General features: G+C 63.0%; 17 protein-coding genes and 1 pseudogene. 10 read left to right on the top strand and 8 right to left on the bottom strand.

Features of this window, described 5'->3' with window-relative positions; genetic code table 11:
* The first annotated feature begins 43 nt into the window (after window positions 1-43).
* Together ABHM97_RS10645 and ABHM97_RS10640 are read left to right on the top strand one after the other, a co-directional pair.
* Window positions 44-835 carry an SDR family NAD(P)-dependent oxidoreductase gene (locus tag ABHM97_RS10645; RefSeq protein ID WP_349470643.1) on the top strand — a complete coding sequence of 264 codons (792 nt, stop codon included), beginning with the start codon at window positions 44-46 and terminating at the stop codon, window positions 833-835.
* Window positions 835-2,100, top strand: coding sequence for an acyl-CoA dehydrogenase family protein (locus ABHM97_RS10640; protein ID WP_349470642.1), 1,266 nt, complete (start codon window positions 835-837; stop codon window positions 2,098-2,100). Before ABHM97_RS10645 ends, ABHM97_RS10640 begins: the two co-directional genes overlap by 1 nt.
* Window positions 2,101-2,130: 30 nt before the next feature.
* Here ABHM97_RS10640 and ABHM97_RS10635 read toward each other — a convergent pair whose 3' ends face one another.
* From ABHM97_RS10635 to ABHM97_RS10625, 3 genes are all read right to left on the bottom strand, one after another.
* The gene (locus ABHM97_RS10635) at window positions 2,131-2,958 is read right to left on the bottom strand and encodes a DUF1684 domain-containing protein (protein ID WP_235519920.1); all 828 of its coding nucleotides are present in this window, start codon (window positions 2,956-2,958) and stop codon (window positions 2,131-2,133) included.
* A 210-nt stretch (window positions 2,959-3,168) separates the two neighbouring features.
* Window positions 3,169-4,518: an Ig-like domain-containing protein gene (locus tag ABHM97_RS10630; protein ID WP_349470640.1), complete on the bottom strand. Its 1,350-nt coding sequence runs from the start codon at window positions 4,516-4,518 to the stop codon at window positions 3,169-3,171.
* Between the two features lie 59 nt (window positions 4,519-4,577).
* Window positions 4,578-5,174, bottom strand: coding sequence for a hypothetical protein (locus ABHM97_RS10625; RefSeq protein ID WP_349470639.1), 597 nt, complete (start codon window positions 5,172-5,174; stop codon window positions 4,578-4,580).
* Window positions 5,175-5,531: 357 nt separating this feature from the next.
* Between ABHM97_RS10625 and ABHM97_RS10620 the strand changes: the two genes are divergently transcribed.
* The 3 genes from ABHM97_RS10620 (at window position 5,532) to ABHM97_RS10610 (ending at window position 10,474) form a co-directional block, all read left to right on the top strand.
* On the top strand, window positions 5,532-7,094 hold the full coding sequence (locus tag ABHM97_RS10620; protein WP_235519924.1) for a sigma-70 family RNA polymerase sigma factor: 1,563 nt from the start codon (window positions 5,532-5,534) through the stop codon (window positions 7,092-7,094).
* A gap of 169 nt (window positions 7,095-7,263) precedes the next feature.
* On the top strand, window positions 7,264-10,062 hold the full coding sequence (gene ppc, locus ABHM97_RS10615) for a phosphoenolpyruvate carboxylase (RefSeq protein WP_349470638.1): 2,799 nt from the start codon (window positions 7,264-7,266) through the stop codon (window positions 10,060-10,062).
* A 106-nt stretch (window positions 10,063-10,168) separates the two neighbouring features.
* Entirely contained in the window at window positions 10,169-10,474 is a 306-nt protein-coding gene (locus ABHM97_RS10610) for a hypothetical protein (RefSeq protein ID WP_211714153.1), read from the top strand.
* A gap of 10 nt (window positions 10,475-10,484) precedes the next feature.
* On the opposite strand, the gene ABHM97_RS10605 is transcribed toward ABHM97_RS10610, so the two are convergent.
* Window positions 10,485-11,132, bottom strand: a complete 648-nt coding sequence (locus ABHM97_RS10605; RefSeq protein WP_349470636.1) for a DedA family protein — start codon at window positions 11,130-11,132, stop codon at window positions 10,485-10,487.
* A 53-nt stretch (window positions 11,133-11,185) separates the two neighbouring features.
* Between ABHM97_RS10605 and ABHM97_RS10600 the strand changes: the two genes are divergently transcribed.
* A complete protein-coding gene (locus tag ABHM97_RS10600) occupies window positions 11,186-11,743 on the top strand; it encodes an O-acetyl-ADP-ribose deacetylase (protein ID WP_349470635.1) in 558 nt (185 codons plus the stop codon).
* A gap of 86 nt (window positions 11,744-11,829) precedes the next feature.
* Here ABHM97_RS10600 and ABHM97_RS10595 read toward each other — a convergent pair.
* Window positions 11,830-13,032: pseudogene (locus ABHM97_RS10595) on the bottom strand (amino acid permease); the annotation flags it as partial.
* Window positions 13,033-13,220: 188 nt separating this feature from the next.
* Here ABHM97_RS10595 and ABHM97_RS10590 point away from each other — a divergent pair.
* Window positions 13,221-13,700 carry an Lrp/AsnC family transcriptional regulator gene (locus ABHM97_RS10590; protein WP_349470634.1) on the top strand — a complete coding sequence of 160 codons (480 nt, stop codon included), beginning with the start codon at window positions 13,221-13,223 and terminating at the stop codon, window positions 13,698-13,700.
* Between the two features lies 1 nt (window position 13,701).
* Here the strand turns inward: ABHM97_RS10590 and ABHM97_RS10585 are convergent, their stop codons facing one another.
* Complete coding sequence (locus ABHM97_RS10585; RefSeq protein ID WP_349470765.1) at window positions 13,702-14,631, bottom strand: RluA family pseudouridine synthase; 930 nt, start codon at window positions 14,629-14,631, stop codon at window positions 13,702-13,704.
* A gap of 141 nt (window positions 14,632-14,772) precedes the next feature.
* Between ABHM97_RS10585 and ABHM97_RS10580 the strand changes: the two genes are divergently transcribed.
* Entirely contained in the window at window positions 14,773-15,411 is a 639-nt protein-coding gene (locus tag ABHM97_RS10580) for an ArsR/SmtB family transcription factor (protein WP_349470633.1), read from the top strand.
* 4 nt (window positions 15,412-15,415) lie between these two features.
* Window positions 15,416-16,108, top strand: a complete 693-nt coding sequence (locus ABHM97_RS10575) for an SRPBCC domain-containing protein (RefSeq protein WP_349470632.1) — start codon at window positions 15,416-15,418, stop codon at window positions 16,106-16,108.
* Window positions 16,109-16,115: 7 nt separating this feature from the next.
* Here ABHM97_RS10575 and ABHM97_RS10570 read toward each other — a convergent pair whose 3' ends face one another.
* Window positions 16,116-16,691: a TetR-like C-terminal domain-containing protein gene (locus tag ABHM97_RS10570; protein WP_349470631.1), complete on the bottom strand. Its 576-nt coding sequence runs from the start codon at window positions 16,689-16,691 to the stop codon at window positions 16,116-16,118.
* Between the two features lie 100 nt (window positions 16,692-16,791).
* On the opposite strand from ABHM97_RS10570, the gene ABHM97_RS10565 reads away from it, so the two are divergent.
* Window positions 16,792-17,304 carry a DUF4188 domain-containing protein gene (locus ABHM97_RS10565; RefSeq protein ID WP_349470630.1) on the top strand — a complete coding sequence of 171 codons (513 nt, stop codon included), beginning with the start codon at window positions 16,792-16,794 and terminating at the stop codon, window positions 17,302-17,304.
* Here the strand turns inward: ABHM97_RS10565 and yczR are convergent.
* Window positions 17,301-18,755, bottom strand: coding sequence for a MocR-like transcription factor YczR (gene yczR / locus ABHM97_RS10560; RefSeq protein WP_349470629.1), 1,455 nt, complete (start codon window positions 18,753-18,755; stop codon window positions 17,301-17,303). The genes ABHM97_RS10565 and yczR overlap by 4 nt on opposite strands.
* Between the last annotated feature and the right edge of the window lie 25 nt (window positions 18,756-18,780).

Genomic DNA, 18,780 nt, shown 5'->3' with positions numbered 1-18,780 from the left:
TAACATGCATTAACGGATTCAGGTTCTGCATCAAGGAGGATGGATGGACATCAAGGGCACGGTCGCGCTGGTCACCGGCGGCGCATCAGGGTTGGGGGCCGCCAGCGCGAAGCGCTTGTTCGACGCCGGAGCGTCGGTAGTGCTGGTGGACCTGCCACAGTCGGCCGGCGAGGACTATGCGGCACAACTCAATGCCGGTGGAGCGGGGGCCAGGGCCGTCTTCGCTCCCGCTGACGTCACCAACGAATCCCAGGTCCAGGCCGCCGTCGATGCTGCGATGTCCCTGGGACCACTGCGCATCGTCGTCAATTGCGCGGGCATAGCCACGCCCGGGAAAGTCCTCGGCCGCGATGGCGTGCTGCCCCTGGAGACCTTCAACAAAGTCATCCAGATCAACCTGATCGGCACCTTCAACGTGATCCGGCTGGCCGCCGCAGCCATGGTGGAAACCGAGCCGGTCTCCACCGAACTCGGAGGACCGGAACGCGGGGTCATCATCAACACCGCTTCCGTTGCCGCCTTCGAAGGCCAGATCGGACAGCCGGCCTACGCGGCCTCCAAAGGCGCCGTAGCAGCCATGACCTTGCCACTGGCCCGAGAGTTCGCCCGCTCCCTGATCCGGGTAGCGACCATCGCGCCCGGCATTTTTGAAACACCCATGATGGCCGGACTGCCCCAGTCGGCGCAGGACTCCCTGGGACAGCAGGTTCCGCACCCGGCCCGCCTGGGCCGCGCAGCAGAATACGCCAACCTGGCCGCCCACATCGTGGATAATGCGATGCTCAACGGCGAAACCATCCGGTTGGACGGCGCCATCCGCATGGGACTCAAGTAATGGGCGACTACAGCGCTGCCGCTGCGACATCCACGGGCAGCCTCCCAGCGTCCGTAGCAGACCTGCCCACCGCCGACTTTTTCGACTTCGAATCGCTGTTGAGCGTCCAGGAACAGCGGAAACTAAACGAACTGAGGGCCTTCCTCGAATCCGAAATAGCGCCCTACGCAGGGCAGTGGTGGGAAAAAGCCGAATTCCCGGAACAGATCCTGCCCAAACTCGCTGCACTACGCCTGAGCGCACCTGCGCAGCGCGGCTACACGCACCTCTTCGCGGGCCTGGTGATCGCCGAGATGACACGGGTGGACACGTCCATCGCGACCTTCTTCATGGTCCACCACGATCTGTTCGTCGAATCGCTGTACGACTTCGGCAGCGACGCACAACAAGACCGCTACCTTGACGATGCGTCCAACCTCCGGACCACAGGCGCCTTCGCCCTCACTGAACCAGACCACGGCTCCGACGTCGCCGGCGGCATGCAGACGACTGCGCGGAAAGTCCAGCGTCCAGAGTCCGACGGCGGCACCTACTGGGTGATCAACGGCACCAAGCGCTGGATCGGGAACGGGACGTTCTGCGATTACATGCTGGTGTGGGCCAAAGACGAAGCCGATGGCTCTGTGCTCGCCTTCATCGTGGACGCGACACTGCCTGGTATCACCCGCAGTCGCATCGAAAACAAGATCGCCCTGCGAACAGTCCAGAACGCGGACATCGTGCTCCGGGACGTCCACGTGGCGGAGGCGGACAGGTTTGCCGGGATCAGCAGTTTCGCGGACACCAACCACTTGCTCCGTGGCTCCCGCATCATGGTCGCCTGGCAGGCAGTAGGCCAGCAACTGGCGGCGTTCGACGTCGCCCGGAAGTACGCCGTCGAACGTCTCCAGTTCGGCAAGCCCCTGGCAAAGTTCCAGCTGATCCAACAGCATCTGGTGGACATGCTCGGAAACGCGGTGGCCAGCATGGGAATGATGGTCCGCATAGCCCAGCTGCAGGAGGGCATCTCCACGGATGCGCACGGAATTCGCCACGGAGGCGCGGACATGGCCCAGGTAGCACTCGCGAAGGCCTACTGCAGTGCCCGAATGCGCGAAACGGTAGCCTTGGGGCGGTCCATCCTTGGCGGGAACGGCATCGTCACTGACTATCGGATGGCAAAGATCTTCGCGGATGCCGAAGCCATCTACACCTACGAGGGATCCTACGAAATCAACTCCCTCATCGTGGGCCGTGCTGTGACGGGGGTATCCGCTATCGCCTAGGCGCCACACCTGGTCATTGCTGCTGCGTGTTCATTCCTGGGGAAGTTTTTCGCCTGCCTCCACGCGGACATCGATCGAATTACCGCGGACGGGCATCGGGCAAGTGCCATAGGGCGAAAAGGCGCTGGGGTAGTTGATGGTGCGGTTGAAATCGATGACAACCGACCCGTCCGGGCGGGGACGCGGAATGAAAACTTTCCGCCACTCATCCGTGGAGTCCCCGTTGGTCTCATCGTGGAAGGTCACGTTCAGGGCGCCAAGCTTCTCTTCCTCGGCATGAAGGCGGATCTCGTGGGGGACGCCCGGCACCCGGAAGACCACCTCGCCCACGGACCGGTGGACACCATCGACCAACGGGTTGGCAGTGCCGATGGGCACATCCACGGGCTCCGGGTAGGCCTCGAACCTGCCCTCAATAACCCAATCCGGGTTATAGCTGAAAGTAGGAACACCCTTGAACTCCGTCAGCACCGGCGAACTGTTGTCCCGTGTGCGGATCGCGTACTTGTCCGCACGCATGGCAAGTTCCACCACCACCTGCCGGCCATCCACCCCGCCCCATTGAACCCACATCAGTGAATCTTCATCCTGCAATACCGCGCTGACAGTGCCATCAACAGGATCACCGGTTTCGACAAACGTGAGGCCGTCAGCCGCGCTCGCCGTAAGGAATGCTGTGGTGCCGTCCGTGGACCAAAGACCTGGCACCAGTTCGAGTTCGGACGGCTCTGGCTGCAGCCACTGGAATGACGTCAGCGTCAGCCAGCCATGGTCTGTTGCCAGCGCCGCATTTCGGCCCGAACGAAACCGCTCCCAACGGGCAAGTTGGGCATCGGTGGCGGTGGTGGGCGAGCTCATTGTTCTCCTCGGCTGGATTCGCATCGGTTGCACTTCCATCAACTATGCGCTGAGCGTCGGCATTCCCGGAATAGACCGCCACTGGAACGGCTCGCGCTGGCCCCCAACCCATGCCAGCGCGAGCCGCGAATAAAGGACCACGCAGGCGGGCCGCACCGTGTGCCAGCCCACCGACGTGGTCTCGCCCCGAAGGGCATTGCGAACCTTCAATTAGTTGGTCCGCCGCCCCTTCCATCGGGCACTGGCGAAGGCCAGCAAGGATCCCACGGCCAGCAAGGCTGCGGCGACGAAGACGAACGCTGATCCCTGGGCGCCCGTGCTGGCCAGCTGCTCCGAACCATCACTCGCGGCGGCCTTCGATGGCTGCTCCGTTGGCACTACGAGTACTGGACTGGACGTAGTGACAACGGGTTCCGAAGTCACCGTGGGTGTTGCGCGAGGCGTAGCCGTTGTCGCCGTGGGTGTGGGCGTGGCGCTCGGTGTTGCCGTTGCGCTTGGGGTTTCGCTCGGCGTGGCCGTCGGCGTGGCGCTCGGTGTCGGCGTTGCGCTGGGGGTGGGTGTTGCCGTTGTCGCGGTGGGAGTAGGCGTAGGTACCGCAGTTCCGTCACCCGTGCCGCTGGCTTCGGTTCGCCGAAGCTGAGCGACCACCGGGCTTTCCGTGCCGGCAATGGTCACTGTGCCCGTGTTCTCGTAGACAGCCAGGGACGGATCAGTCACCCGGGTCACAACGAAGAGCTCAACGTGCTCGCCCTTGGGAAGTCCGTTCCACGTAACCGTGACTTTCCCGGGGGTGCAGTCGATGGCTGCCGGGTACTGGTCGTCATCGTAGGGTTCCACGATGGAGCCGTTGCTTCCCACCACTTGACCGATGCGGGGCGTGACCCGGGCGCAGTCGATATCCATTCCAGCCGCGGGGGTATCGGTGACAACAACATCATTGCTGTCGGCAGGCATGGCAGGCATGGTGAAAACAGACCTGAGTTCAGTTTGGGCTGGATCGACCCAGCTCATGGATTTGCCTGCGGCTGTAGGCGCTTGCGGATCACAGTCTTTCTGGCACGGTTCAACGGCTACCGGCACCCGGACGACGCTGGATCCAACAGTGAACGTCAGTTCTTTCGTTTCGCCACCCGTGGGTACCAACGCATACTGCGTGCTGAACGAACAGGTTCCGCCCACGTTGAGGGGATGGGCTTTTACAAAATCGCTGAGTGTGAAGACCACCAATCCGGCATCATTTGCGACCGCCGTGGCCACGGTGTCCCCGTTTGCGTTATTCAGGTCAAAAGAGGCCTTGCCAAACCAACGGAGCTGGGAAGGCAGTTGGACACTGAAGGTATCGCCGGGCTGTGAGTGGTCCGGGACGGACCACCCACAGCTCAGGTCCACCTGGTCCCATTGGCTGGACACGACTGATTCGGTTGTGAGGTTGATGTGCGCGTCCGGCAGGGTTGCGGCGTTGGCTGGCAACGCCGTCAATCCCAGTCCCAGGACAGCCGTGGCGATGGCCAGCAAAGCGGCCACCATCGACACGGTTCTTAGATGGAGCTGGTTATTCATGTGCTGGATGGTCCTTAAATCCGTGGTGAAAATGTTCCGTCAGACAATGAGTGTTGGTGTCAGGTGGTTCGTGACGCCTTCGGTCCGGTGCCCGGCATGCCGTGTTTGTCTGACGACTTATAAGGGGTCATTGGTGTGGATGCGGTTGCTGCCAGCGCTGAGGACAACGGGTACAACTTCATGCGTGCTGGGCTCAGGGCGCCGTCTTCCAGGGCTTCAATCGCCGTTTTGCATTCGGCCAGCCTGGATAAGTTGCCCTCGCTGAGTGGAAAAAGCACATGGACGGCGCAGTCCTGGTACATGGCCACAGCCCCTGTTCCACGGAGCTGCCCTTTGACGGCTTCACCCAGCCTGGCCAGGAGGGTCCAGCAATGTGTCCGGCTTTGGCTGGGTCCGGGCAGCAAGATTCTTGCGACGGCGTTCTGCCGCGAGCTCTCGTCTCCGAAGGTTGATACCTCATGCAAACGGCGCTGGAAGTGCGCCTGAGTGGCCAAGCCGGTATAGACATCCGTGCACGAGAGGGCCGGGGCCAGCTCGGCGACCTCGGCCCACCCTTCCGCCAACGACTGAAGCGCGTCGACGTCGAGGGATTGTTCCGCAGCTTCAAACAGGGCGCGGAAATCGGTCATGGTCTCGCCGATGCTGACACCGTTCATGGCGCGCGCCGCACCCAACGACTTGGCTGCCGGTGCCGGGACGATGGAGCTTGTGGCGAGGCATCTGACAACTGTTCGGACTTCGGGCAGGAACCAGTCTGCGTGGAAGCGCCAACCTGTCCGGTAACTGGTCGTCTGCCATCTACGCAGCAAAAGGTGGCGCGAAAACGCGCATTCTGCGAATGATTTTGTCCGAAACGATGTCATAACCGGATAGTGCGGCGAGACGGTCGTTCATGACGAAGCGATAGCCGATTCTCTTAAGCTAAAGACTTTGGACAAATTGCGTCATGAGTAGGACGGTGCCACCACTTCTTAAATATGGGCACGATTTATGACGTTGTCAGGGGGCAGTAAGTGGCCGCCAAGACAAGCATGGACAGTATTTCGCAGGATGGGATCGATAGCGACGGTCACCTGATCGAATTGGTTCGCAGTGGAGACATGGCTGCGTTTGACGCTTTGTACGAGCGGCATATTTCCATCGCATCGACCGTTGCCAAGCGCAACGTGGACAACCCGAGCGATGTCGAGGATGTCGTGGCGGAGGCCTTCCAATCGGTCCTGCAGAGCTTGGTGGCGGGGAAGGGACCGGATACCTTCTTTCGGGCATATCTCCTTTCCACTGTGACGCGGCTGTCCCACCAGCGGAATCGGAAGAACGGCAAGGTCCTCCCCAGCGGAGACGACGCCGTTCTGGACCAGACGATGGGTGACGCCGACTCCGCCATCAGTGCTTTCGAATCCCACACAGTGTCCAAAGCCTTCCGCGCCCTTCCGGAGCGTTGGCAGGCTGTGCTCTGGTATTTGGACGTGGAACGCATGAAACCGGCAGCTGTCGCGCCAATCCTCGGGCTGTCTCCCAATGCTGTTTCCGCGCTCGCCCTGCGTGCGCGTGAGGGACTGAGGCGGCACTACCTCCAGTTCCATATAGCCGAAGAGCCTGACAGCAGGTGTGCAGAGTTTGCCTCCAAACTCGGCAGTTACGTCCGGGGTGGACTTTCCACCGCGGCCGAAAGGAAGGTCCGGGAGCACTTGCGTGGTTGCGCCAAATGCACCGCTGCCTTGGCAGAACTGAAGGACGTCCAAGGGAGCATGAGGGCCGTTCTCCTGCCCTTGGTAACCGGAGTTCCCTTGGCGATGTGGGCCGGAAAGGGGGCCGGACTGGGAGTTTTGGGCGGCATGCTGCCGGCAAAAGCGGCTCTCGCCGTCCCTGCACTTGCCCAGCCGGCTGTGATGGCCGTTATCGCAGCGGCCGGGGTGGGACTCGTCCTGGGCGCGGTGGGCATTGTCGACCACCTGACCCCGGACGCCTACATGGAGCAGCGGGCCGTTGAAACCAGGGGCCTTCCATCGGAAGCGCAACCCCTCGTGACCACCCCCGCGCCATCGGCTCCAAGTTCCCCGGCAGCCGCCATCCCGCCGGCCGTTGTTGCAGCACCGCCGGCGCCGGCTCCCGTTGCACCCGAGCCGGAACCCACGCAAGAGCCCACGGAGCCCGTCGCTCCGGTACCCCTACCGGTTGTCACGCCTGCGCCTTCACCTGCGCCGGTTCCTTCCGACGCACCGCCCGTGAAGGTCAAAGGGTCCGCGGAACGCAGCAGGGACCGTGGGCCCAACAGCACAGCGTTGCATGTCGACTTCGAGGCTTCCGGGTCCGACCCCTTGGGCAGCGGAAAGGCAGTCTTTTCCGTGGGGCAGAATGCCTGGATAGAGGCAGGTACGGTCCGTGCGCCGGAAGGGTGGACGTGCGCCCTGGAGAGCAGGAGCGTCGTTACTTGCTCCACTCAGTCAATACGGCGCGATCGGCTCCAATTTGATCTTCAGGCTGTCTCCAAGCGGGGATGGGCAGAGCATGTCCTGACGTACTCGCTCAGTGGGGCCGGAATCGCCCCGAACCAGTTTTCCTACAGCTACTGAGGCCGTTTCTTTAGGGACGTCCGGACGTCGCTGCATATAAAACCATAATCTGAGACACATTCCGTCAGGGAAGTTTGGTGCGGGTAAGATCCCTAGGAAACACCAGTAATCCGGCTCACAGTATCCAGCGCAGTGTACGGGCCTCAATAGATCCCGAAGGTATGTATCTATGGTTCACACTGCCCATCTAGACACTGATCTCGCCGCTGAACTGCGGGCCGACGTTCGCCGGGTTTCCACCCTGCTGGGCGAGTCCTTGGTCCGGCAACACGGTCCCGAACTGCTCCAGCTCGTGGAGCAGGTGCGCCTGTTGACCAAGGAATCCAAGGAAGCCGCCCGCGGCGGCGCTGATGCCACCGGTCCGTGGAGCGCGCACGACGTCGTTGTCCAGGTCCGTGAACTGCTCGCCTCCCTGCCACTTGAGCAGGCCACCGACCTTGTCCGCGCCTTTGCCTTCTACTTCCACCTCAGCAACGCGGCCGAGCAGGTCCATCGTGTCCGGGGTCTCCGAACCCGGCAGGAGAAGGACGGCTGGCTCGCCAAGGCCGTTTCCGAGATCGCCGGCCAGGCCGGCCCTCAGGTCCTGCAGGATGTAATCAATGAACTCGATGTAAGGCCTATCTTCACGGCCCACCCGACTGAAGCGTCGCGGCGTTCCGTGCTGGACAAAGTCCGTAAGCTCTCGGATGTCCTCGCGGAACCGACCCGGGAGGGGACCTCTTCCCGCCGACGCCAGGACCGCCAACTGGCAGAGATCATCGACCAGATGTGGCAAACGGACGAGCTTCGACAGGTGCGCCCCACCCCGGTGGACGAGGCCCGGAACGCTATCTACTACCTGAACAGCATCCTGACCGATGCCATGCCGGAAATGCTGACGGATCTCTCGGAGCTCCTGGCCGAGCACGGCGTGACACTGCCGACGAAGTCGGCGCCCATCCGCTTTGGTTCCTGGATCGGTGGGGACAGGGACGGCAATCCCAATGTGACCGCCGCTGTCACCCGGGAAATCCTGCAGCTACAGAACCAGAACGCAGTTCGTATCGGCATCGTGTTGATCGACGAACTGATCTCGGTCCTCTCGAACTCCACCGCCCTGTTTGGTGCGGACCAGGAGTTGCTGGATTCCATCGACGTGGACTTGAAGAATCTTCCGGGACTGGACAAGCGCATCCTGGAATTGAACGCGCAGGAGCCATACAGGCTCAAGCTCACCTGTATCAAGGCCAAACTCATCAACACCGGACGTCGTATTGCTGCCTCGACGCACCACGAGCCCGGCCGCGACTACGCGACGACGCCTGAACTGCTGGCAGAGTTCGGCCTGCTGGAGAATTCGCTGCGCAACCATTCAGCAGCCTTGGTGGCTGATGGTGCCTTGGCCCGCGTTCGGCGCGCTCTTGCCGCGTTCGGCCTGCACCTTGCCACCTTGGATATCCGCGAACACGCCGACTACCACCATGATGCTGTCGGGCAGCTTGTGGACAGGCTGGGTGCCGCGAAGCCTTACGGAGAGTTGACCCGGGAGGAGCGCTTTGCCTTCCTTGGCGCCGAACTTGCTTCACGCCGTCCGCTGTCCGGCCACCCCATCAAGCTCGAAGGTACCGCCGACGGAACCTACGATGTCTTCCGGAGCATCCGACAGGCCCTCCACACCTATGGTCCTGATGTGGTGGAGACGTACATCATCTCCATGACCCGTGGCGCCGATGACGTGCTGGCGGCGGCGGTCCTTGCCCGCGAAGCCGGGTTGATCGATCTTTTTGGCAGCAAACCCCATGCCAAGATCGGTTTCGCTCCCCTCCTGGAGACCGTTGAGGAGCTCCGGGCATCTGCCGAGATCGTGGATCAGCTCCTCTCCGATCCCTCCTACCGTGAACTCGTCCGACTCCGTGGCGACATCCAGGAGATCATGCTGGGCTACTCCGATTCCAACAAGGAATCCGGCGTGATGACCAGCCAATGGGAAATCCACAAGACCCAACGCAAACTGCGGGATGTTGCGGCGAAGCACGGCGTCCGGGTGCGTCTTTTCCACGGCCGTGGTGGTTCCGTTGGCCGCGGTGGCGGACCGACGTACGACGCCATCATGGCCCAGCCGAATGGAGTGCTCGAAGGCGAAATCAAGTTCACGGAGCAGGGCGAGGTCATTTCGGACAAGTACTCCCTGCCCGAACTTGCCCGGGAAAACCTTGAGTTGTCACTGGCTGCTGTGATGCAGGGTTCGGCCCTGCACCGGACTCCGCGTACGTCGGAGGACGAACGCGAGCGTTACGGGAACGTCATGGAAACCATTTCCGACGCCGCCTTCGCCCGGTACCGCACGTTGATCGACGACCCCCAACTGCCGGCGTATTTCCTGGCCTCCACCCCGGTGGAGCAGCTGGGGTCGTTGAACATTGGATCGCGTCCCTCCAAGCGCCCGGATTCCGGTGCCGGCCTCGGTGGACTTCGTGCCATCCCGTGGGTTTTCGGATGGACTCAGTCGCGCCAGATCGTCCCGGGTTGGTTCGGGGTCGGATCAGGCCTGAAGGCTGCCCGCGAGGCCGGGAACACGGATCAGCTCGTGGAGATGATGGACCGTTGGCACTTCTTCCGCTCGGTGATCTCCAACGTGGAAATGACGTTGGCCAAGACGGACATGGAAATCGCGGGCCACTACGTTTCATCGCTGGTCCCCACCGAATTGCACCGTTTGTTCCACATGATCCGTGATGAATACGAGCTCACGGTGGCTGAAATCGAAAGGCTCACCGGCGAGACCGAGCTGCTGGATGCCCAGCCGACCCTGAAGCGGTCACTCGAAATCCGTGATCAGTACCTGGACCCCATCAGCTACCTCCAGGTGGAACTCCTGCGCCGTGTGCGTGAAGAGTCGGTGTCCGGCGCCGAGATTGACGAGCGGCTACAGCGGGCCATGCTCATTACCGTTAATGGTGTGGCTGCCGGACTCCGCAACACCGGCTAGCAGACCCTCCTCCACATCCCTACCGATTCAACGGATCCCTCCTGCACCCGCTGCAGGAGGGATTCGTTCAAGGGGGTGGGATGTGGGAGAGCGTTAGGGTTATGGGATGCCTTCGTTCCAGACCAAGCTGAAGATTACAGGCCTCAAACCGGGTAACGCGCCCGAGTCCGTCATGGCTGCGGCAGTCGAGGCCCTGGAAACCCGCCACCACGTGGAATCGAACCAGCTGGACATTGTGGGCGGCGTGCCCCAACTCAGCCTCCGCTTTACCGTTGGCGACCGCGATTACGCAGGCGAGAACGACGAAGCCCGGACGTCGGCTGCCATGATGCGTGACGCCGTCGAACGCGTTGCCCTGACCGGAAGCCTGTACGTGTTGCGCCGCAGCCGCGGGCGCTGGTCGCCGATCTAACAGGCGAGCGCTACTCGGGTTGGGGAGTTTCGCCGTCGACCGGATCGCCGTCGAACGGTTCCTCGACGGGGGAACGGTTGCCGCGGCGACGGGTGACGATCAGCCCCACCACCACTCCGATGACCAACCCAACGCCGACGCCGATCAACGAGCTGGCCCAGAACGGCAGCTTGGTGGTGGAACCGGTGAAGTAGCCCAGGCCCACCTGCCAGACGGCCCAGAGCATGGCGCCCAAGGCGGCACATAGGCTGAACCCGCGGACGGACACGTTGGCGATGCCCGATGCAGCGGAAGTCGCGAGCCGGCCGCCCGGGACGAATCGCCCGCCGATGATTGCGCCGTATGTGGACGAGCGGCCCGCTTTGGCGATCGCTGCGTGAATTCCGCGGTGGACGTGGCGGCCCCATGACCAACGGTCGAGAACGTGGCTGATGCGCCGCTTGAACAGCAAATACACCGCCATGTCGCCCAGCCATGACGCGAAGGCGGCCAGAAACAGGATCAGCCAAACGTTGGTGTGGCCGTCGGCCGCGAGCGCCCCGCCGGTGATGACCACCATTTCGGACGGGATCGGTGGAAAAATGGCGTCGCCCACCACGATGGGTACGATCCACAGGTAGATCGCGGATCCCCACGTCTCAGGGGCGGTGATGTCCATGGCCACAAGGTACCGCACTTGCTGCCGCTGCCGCTCTGGGCGAGACTGGCGCCATGCGAATCGACATCCTGCATGGCGACATCACGACGCGCCCCGTGGACGTTATCGTCAACGCCGCCAACTCGTCCCTACTCGGTGGAGGGGGAGTGGACGGTGCTATCCACAGGGCTGCCGGGCCGGAACTTCTTGAGGCGTGCCGGAGGCTTAGGCGTTCGGAATTGCCCGATGGTTTGCCTGTGGGCGCGGCTGTCGCAACTCCGGGTTTCCGCCTTCCGGCCCGTTGGGTGGTCCACACTGTGGGGCCTAACCGGCATGCCGGGCAGACGGATCCGGCGCTGCTCGCATCGTGCTTTAACGAAAGCCTGAAGGTGGCGACGGGACTGGGTGCCCGGTCGGTTGCCCTCCCTGCGGTCAGCGCCGGAATTTATGGTTGGGATGCCCGTCAGGTCGCCGAAGCGGCGTTCGACGCCGTCAGGTCCTTCTGGTCGTCGCCGTCAGCGGGTGCCGCGTCGGGCAGCCCGCTGGAGTTGGTGGAATTCGTGCTGTTCTCAGAAGAGACGACGGCGGTCTTCCGGGCCGCATTTGAAGCCTCGCCTGGTCCGTGGACCTGACGTTTGCGTCGCTGCACCACAAAGTACAGGACCGTCACGAGGGCCAGAGACGGGATGCCAAAGATCAGGGTCATGTTGAATGCTTCTGTTCCCAAGGTGCTGACGGCTATGGCGAACATGAGGATCGCACCCAGGACGGTTCCCGCCGGGTAGAAGCGTGTCTTGTAGGAGAGTGTTGTGCCCGTGCGTTTCATGCTCCTGCGGAAGAACCAGTGGGTCACGAAGATCATGAACCAGGTGAACATTGCGCCGAACATGGAGATCGCCATCATGAACGTGAAGGCAGTCTCGGGGAACATGGCGTAGACCACGGTGGCGATCGCAATACCAGTGGTTGAGAGGATCAGGGCATTCACTGGGGCACCGTTACCGCGCAGCCTGCCGAAGATGGCGGGTGCGTCGCCGCTGCGGGAGAGGCTGAAGATCATCCGGGTGGAGATGTAGAGCTGGCTGTTCATGGCTGAAAGCGCAGCGATGATCACCACAAACGTGAGCAAGCTGTCAGCGAAAGGGACGCCAAGGTTCTGCATCACGGTCACGAAGGGGCTGCCGCCCGACAGGATCTGGCTGACCGGCGCGATGGCCAGGATCAGTGCCAGGGTAACGATGTAGAACAGCAGGAGCCGGACGATAGTGGTGCGGAAGGCCTTCTTCACTGCTGTGGCGGGATCCTTGGCCTCCCCGGCGGCGATGGCGATCATTTCGATGCTGAGGTAGCTGAAGATGGAGACGATCACGGCGAACCAGGTACCGGACAAACCGTTGGGGAAGAATCCGCCGTCTGCCGAGTAGTTCTGGAAGCCGGTGCCATTGGTTCTGGCCCCGAAGACAATGTATGCGCCGAGCACTATGAAAGCGATGATCGCGAAGACCTTGATGCTGGAGAACCAGTATTCCAAGGCGCCGAACACCTTCACGTTCATGGTGTTCACGCCGATGAGTACGGCAGAGAAGAAGACCACCCACAGCAGGGACGGGACGTCCGGGAACCAGAGCTTCATGTATTCACCCACCGCAGTGACCTCGGTCCCCACAGCCAGCACGATGCAGGACCAGTACATGTACTTGACCAGGAACCCGGCCAGTGGACTGACGTAATGCTCGGCGAAGGCACCGAACGAACCGGACGTGGGGTGTGCCACCGTCATCTCTGACAGGCTGCCCATCAGGAGCAGGGCGATCAGGCCGCCGATGGCGTAGCTGATGATGACGCTGGGGCCGGCCAAGCCTATGGCGAATTTGCTGCCCAGGAACAGCCCGGTGCCGATTGCGCCGCCCAAGGCGATCATGGTCATCTGACGCGAGGTGAGTTGCTTTTTGAGCCCGCCTTCACGTTCTTGGATCTTGTCGAAACTGCCCATCACGACCTCCTCGTCGATTCTGCAAATCGATTCAAGATAGAATCCAGTCCTACGTCCTGCCAAGGATTCTGAAGAATCACAAAAAGAACAGGGGCCATTTCGTGTCGGATTCAACCGTGAACCGAACGGCGGGTGCCGTTCCGAATCCCGTTCGGCTGGATGACACAGACCGTCTGATTCTTCGGGAACTCATGGCCGACGCCAGGATTCCCAACAACGTGCTCGCGTCCAAGGCGGGGATTGCGCCCTCAACGTGCCTTGGCAGGGTCCGGGCGCTCAAGGATGCCGGAGTCATCCGGGGTTTCCATGCATCCGTGGATCTTGAGGCGTTGGGCTTGCTGGTCTATGCGCTGATCTCCATCAGGGTGAACCCGCAGGCCCGCAACAAGATGCTGGCCATCGCGCAGCGGCTCAAGTCGCTGCCGAATGTCCAGAGTGTGTTCCTTCTGGCCGGCGACCAGGACTTTTTAGTGCATGTGGCCTGCGGGACGCCGACGGAGTTGCGCGACTTCATTGCTGTCCACCTCGCATCGGATCCGGCCATCGCCAACACGCAAACCAACCTGGTGTTCGACCATTTGACGCCGGGGGAGTAGTTCAATCGTGGGCTTCGCTGAGCTCCAACCGGCTTCGGTATTCCACGGGCTTCTTGCTGATGGGGTCCACGAAAGTGATGCCGCGGGCCAGTAGTTGAAGTGGCTTCGCGTAGTCGTCCGGGGCTTTGTCCAGCAGGTCCGGGTAGAAGGCGTCGTTGACGATTCCGAGTCCGAGCGAGGCCATGTGCACGCGCAGTTGGTGGGTCTTCCCGGTGTGGGGTTCCAGCCGGTACAGCGCGCGCTGGTGGTTGCCGGCGTCGAACGTCCTTGTTTTTTCGATCCGCGTTTCCGCGTTCGGTTCGCCGTCGATTACTTCGGCGAGGAGGTAGCTGCGGGACTTGGTCATGCGGTTGCGGACTACTGCGGGGAACTCGACGGCGGGAAAACCGGGGGCGGGTGTCGCGGCGGACACGCACTCGTATTCCTTCTGGACCTGGCGCTTCTCGAAGAGCACCTGGTACTTGCCCCGTGTCTCCGGGTTGGTGGAGAGCAGCAGGAGCCCGGCGGTCATGCGGTCCAGGCGGTGCATGGGGATGAGGTCCGGGAGGTCCAGCTGGTTGCGGAGACGGACCAGTGCCGATTCCTGGATGTAGGTACCGCCCGGGGTGGTGGGCAGGAAGTGCGGTTTGTCGACCACGAGGATGTGCTCGTCCTGGTGGAGGATGTTGATTTCCACTGGAATGCGGGTCTCCGGGGGGAGCGTGCGGTAGTACCAGATGAAGGTGTGGTCCTCGAGCCTGGTGCTGCGATCGAGGGGGACGCCGCCCTCGCCCACGATCTCGCCGGCGTCGAATCGGTCCTCGATGCCTTGGGGGTCGATGTGCCCCCAGCGATGCATCATGTAGTCCATCGCAGTGTCCCAGGGCCCGTCGTCCGGGAGGCGGAGGCGGGTTGCGTTCACGCCGTCGCGCACAGGGAGGGGGGATTGCATCACTGGACAATTCTACCGGGAGCTCGTTGTGGGGCCTGTTCTGCGGGGTAATTCCTGCCGGAGGCGCGCAGAGCAGGCCCCACAACTCCGAACATAAAAAAGTTCTTGACAATAAAAGTTGTCGGTAAGCATACTTGAAGCATGTTGGACATCGAAGTGATCGAAGACCCGGCCGCGGCGGAAGCGTCACTGGACCCAATCCGTACGCGCATCCTCCAGGAGCTCGCCGAGCCGGCGTCGGCCACGCAGCTTGCTGGCAGGGTTGGATTACCGAGGCAGAAGATCAACTACCACCTCAAAGCCCTCGAGCGGCACGGGCTGGTGGAGTTGGTGGAGGAGCGCCGTAAAGGCAACGTCACCGAGCGCGTGTTGTGCGCCACCGCCGCCTCCTACGTCATTTCGCCGGCCGCACTGGCCTCCGTGGCGCCGGATCCACGGCGTTTCGCTGACAGGTTCTCGGCCTTCTGGCTGCTCTCGCTTGCCGCGCGCACCGTTCAGGAAATGGGAAAGCTCATCTCCGGCGCTGCCGTGGCCAGGAAGAAGCTGGCCAGCTTCGCCATCGACGGCGAGATTACTTTCCGCTCGGCCGCCGATCGCGCGGCATTCGCGGAGGAGCTCGGCGTGGCGGTGACGCGGCTCGTCGATAAATACCACGACGGCGGTTCTGCCACCCCGGCGGGTGGCGGACGCAAGCACCGGCTCGTCGTCGTCCTCCATCCAGCACTCAAGACCCCTTCAACGGAACAAGCAGCCTCCGGGCATACAGCAGAAAAGGACTAAGGCAATGACTGAGAACCGGGAATTCGAAATCGTGGCGGACACCGAGCTGCCCGGCACGCCTGCACGCGTATGGAACGCCGTTACTGCAGACACCGCGGCCTGGATGTTCCCCACCGATCAGTGGCCCGCAGTGAAAACGGTGGAGGAATACCCCACGCATCTCGTGTCGCGGATGGACGGCCCGGACGGCTGGTTCAACCAGTTGGAGCACGTCCTCGAACCCCTCGAGGGTGGGCGCGCCAAGCTGCACTACGTCCACAGCGGCATTTTCGCGGACAACTGGGATGAGCAGTACGACGGCGCCAGCAAGCACACGGAGTTCTACCTGCACACCCTGGGCCAGTACCTCCAGCACTTCGACGGGCGGCCGGTGGTGTTCACGGACATCCAAGGCCCCGCGACTTCGCAGGCCCCCGACGGCTTTGTGCAGCTGAAGAAGGCGCTCGGGGTGGAAAGTGCTGCCGCCGGGTCGCGCTTTGATGTTGAGGTCGACGGCGTTGGCCGGTTGAGCGGCGAGGTGGACTTCGCCAACCAGAACTTCCTGGGCCTGCGGACCGCGGATGTAATGTATCGCTTCTTCGGCCGGAACGCCTTTGGTGCTCCCGTCGGCATGACCGTGCACGACTTCAGCGGCTCCGGAGATTCCGAACTGACGGCAAAGGCATGGGGCGGATTCCTGGAAAAGGTATACGCCTAAGGATCGGCTAGGGGGCCCAGGCGCGGGCTACGGACGCGAGGGCGGCTTCGTAAATTCCGGGCCAGTCGGTGGCGGGATCGTTCATCTGGGCCAGCTCCAGGCTGACCAGCCCATGGACCTGTCCCCAGATCCCCATCGCTACCACTATGGGCTCTTCCGCGCGGAGCCTCCCTGCGGCCTGCGCCTCGGTGACCGCCTCTACCAGGGGCAGCATCGAATCCGAGGCGACATCCGGCGTCGGCTTGCACTCCACATAGGCGGCCAGCGCGCCACCGAACATGAGCCGGTAAAGGGCCGGGTGCTCAAGGGCCCAAACGCGGTAGGCCCTGCCGAGCGCCAAAAGACCGCCGTGGGCGGCTTCGCGTTGGGACTCCCCGAAAGTGCGGAAACCGTCGTCGACGGCGGCCGTCAGCAATTGGGCCTTTCCGCCGAAGAGCGAGTAGATCGCGGTGGTTGACGTGTCTGCGGCGGCGGCGACGTCCCGGAGGGTCACGCGGGCCGGGCCTTCGCGGTCCACGAGTTCTGCGGTGACCGCCAGGAGCCGTTGCCGGACCTGGAGATCATGAACGATAGGTCTTGCCATGCCTTCCAGTGTTTCATAACATTGTTTCATAACGACGTTATTAAACGATGTTGTGAGAACAGGAATCTGATAGCGGGGTTCCTCAAACGAAGGACTTCACATGGCACAGGAAATCTTCCCCGGCCGATTCACCGCTGACGTAGGGCGCGATACGGTCACCGTGTTCCTGATCGGGATGCGCGCCAACAGGTGGTGGAAGGTGGGCCGTGTCGCCCAGGTGGCCTCAGCCATGACCGCCATGCTGCAGCACCTGGCCAAGAATCCCGAGGCAGGCTTGCTCAGCACGGAACAGTGGCTCGGACGGACCACCATGCTCCTCAGCTATTGGGAAAGCCCCGAGCACCTGCGGCGTTTTGCTGCCGACCGGGAATCTCCGCACCTTGCTCCCTGGCGGAGGTTCATGAAGGAAATGTCCGGCAGCGGCGACGTGGGCGTGTGGCATGAGACCTACCAGGTTCCGGCGTCAGGCATTGAAGTGGTTTACAACGGCATGCCACGGTTCGGCCTGGCCAAAGCTACCTCGCACATCCCCGTGGGCCCCGGCAGCAGCACCGCCAAGCAGCGCATGGGCGCGGGGGCCGTCCGGACAGGGGCCGCGCAAACGGAAGGCTAGGCCACTGCCGCCGCCGCTGGTCGCTCCGACTTGAGGGACCGGCGGAGGTGGGGCGAGGAGTCCAGCTTGTCCTGGGCTCCGCGCAGGGCCAGGACGGCGACCTCCAACTGCTCAGGCCGCAAGGTGTACGGCACGCGAAGGAAGTGTTCAAAGGCTCCGCCCACCCCAAACCTGGGACCCGCTGCCAAGCGAACCCCGAAGTCCGGGGCAAGGATCGTCAGCGCCGTGCTGCAGGGGCTGGGCAGGCGGCACCAAACGGTGAGTCCGCCCCGCGGCCGCTCCACTTCCCAGGCCGGCAGGTGTTCAGCCAGCAAGCCGAGGAGTGATTCCCGGTTGTGCCGCAGCTCATCCAACCTGGCATCCAGGGGCTCGGCGAAGGACCGCACCAGCCGGGCCGCCGCCAATTGCTCCACAACGGGACCGCCCAGATCCATGACGGTCCTCGTTGCCACGAAACGGGAAATCAGGCCCTCGTCGGCGCGGATCCACCCGGTCCTGAGGCCCGCCCAATGGGACTTGCTCAGCGACCCGATGGACACCACCGCGGGACCGAAGGCGGACATCGGCGCGGTGCGGACGCCGTCGAGGTTTAATCCCCGGAGCGTTTCGTCCACCACCAGGACTGTCCCCGACGCCGCTGCAGCCCGCACCAGGCGCCGACGCTGCAGATCGGACATGATGCGGCCCGTCGGATTGTGGAAATCCGGGACGAGGTACGCCATCGCGGGACGCTGCTGGTTCATGGTGGACACCATGGCATCGATGTCCCATGCAGGCGAGGTCCCGGAGGGCAATGCGACGGGAAGCGGTTTGCAGCCGGCGGCCCGGATGGCGTCCAGGGCGTTGGGGTAGGTGGGGTGTTCCACCAACACCCGGTCCTGCTTGCCGGCCAGGGTGCGAAGCACGATGTTGAGGGCGTGCTGGGCGCCGGACGTGACGAGGATCTGGCCCGGCGTGGTGGGCACGCCGTCGGCGGTGTACTTGTCCGCAATGGCTTCGCGGAGTGCCGGGACCCCCACGGCGTCGTACCCAAAGCCGGGCAGGAGGGCGGGCAGTTCGGTCAGGGCGTCCGCGAACGCCCGGTGCACCACTTCCCCGGCAGCCGGAAGGGATGCGTAGGCGAGGTCCAGGAGGCCATCCGGCACGGCCAGGCCGGGCGCACTCACGGGTACGGTCCGGTGGGGGATGCACGTCCGGGCCCGGCTGCCCTGGCCCGAGGTGAGGAAGCCCTGTTCGCGGAGGTTGGAGTACGCGGCCGTGATGGTGGTCCGGCTCAGGTCAAGGGTCTGGGCCAGGGCCCGCTCGCTGGGCAGCGCTACGTCCAGCGGTATGCGCCCGTCCATCACCAGCAAGCGCACGACGTCGGCCAGCTCGCGGTAGGCGGGCAGGGAGCCGGAGTTCCAGGAGCCGAGGAGTCTAACGAGTGCGGTGGGATTCAAAGAGCCGGACATAAGACCAGTATTGCAAACTGGCTAT

It is taken from the genome of Paenarthrobacter sp. CAP02 (assembly GCF_040137855.1).
GTDB lineage: Bacteria > Actinomycetota > Actinomycetes > Actinomycetales > Micrococcaceae > Arthrobacter.
This window is presented reverse-complemented; position numbering and strand designations above follow the sequence as displayed.

Excerpts from the sequence above, each read along its gene's own strand:
- ABHM97_RS10645 (WP_349470643.1), top strand. The coding sequence starts at position 44 with ATGGACATCAAGGGCACGGTCGCGCTGGTCACCGGCGGCGCATCAGGG.
- ABHM97_RS10640 (WP_349470642.1), top strand. The coding sequence starts at position 835 with ATGGGCGACTACAGCGCTGCCGCTGCGACATCCACGGGCAGCCTCCCA.
- ABHM97_RS10635 (WP_235519920.1), bottom strand. The coding sequence starts at position 2,958 with ATGAGCTCGCCCACCACCGCCACCGATGCCCAACTTGCCCGTTGGGAG.
- ABHM97_RS10630 (WP_349470640.1), bottom strand. The coding sequence starts at position 4,518 with ATGAATAACCAGCTCCATCTAAGAACCGTGTCGATGGTGGCCGCTTTG.
- ABHM97_RS10625 (WP_349470639.1), bottom strand. The coding sequence starts at position 5,174 with ATGAACGGTGTCAGCATCGGCGAGACCATGACCGATTTCCGCGCCCTG.
- ppc (WP_349470638.1), top strand. The coding sequence starts at position 7,264 with ATGGTTCACACTGCCCATCTAGACACTGATCTCGCCGCTGAACTGCGG.
- ABHM97_RS10610 (WP_211714153.1), top strand. The coding sequence starts at position 10,169 with ATGCCTTCGTTCCAGACCAAGCTGAAGATTACAGGCCTCAAACCGGGT.
- ABHM97_RS10605 (WP_349470636.1), bottom strand. The coding sequence starts at position 11,132 with ATGGACATCACCGCCCCTGAGACGTGGGGATCCGCGATCTACCTGTGG.
- ABHM97_RS10600 (WP_349470635.1), top strand. The coding sequence starts at position 11,186 with ATGCGAATCGACATCCTGCATGGCGACATCACGACGCGCCCCGTGGAC.
- ABHM97_RS10585 (WP_349470765.1), bottom strand. The coding sequence starts at position 14,631 with ATGCAATCCCCCCTCCCTGTGCGCGACGGCGTGAACGCAACCCGCCTC.
- ABHM97_RS10580 (WP_349470633.1), top strand. The coding sequence starts at position 14,773 with ATGTTGGACATCGAAGTGATCGAAGACCCGGCCGCGGCGGAAGCGTCA.
- ABHM97_RS10575 (WP_349470632.1), top strand. The coding sequence starts at position 15,416 with ATGACTGAGAACCGGGAATTCGAAATCGTGGCGGACACCGAGCTGCCC.
- ABHM97_RS10570 (WP_349470631.1), bottom strand. The coding sequence starts at position 16,691 with ATGGCAAGACCTATCGTTCATGATCTCCAGGTCCGGCAACGGCTCCTG.
- ABHM97_RS10565 (WP_349470630.1), top strand. The coding sequence starts at position 16,792 with ATGGCACAGGAAATCTTCCCCGGCCGATTCACCGCTGACGTAGGGCGC.
- yczR (WP_349470629.1), bottom strand. The coding sequence starts at position 18,755 with ATGTCCGGCTCTTTGAATCCCACCGCACTCGTTAGACTCCTCGGCTCC.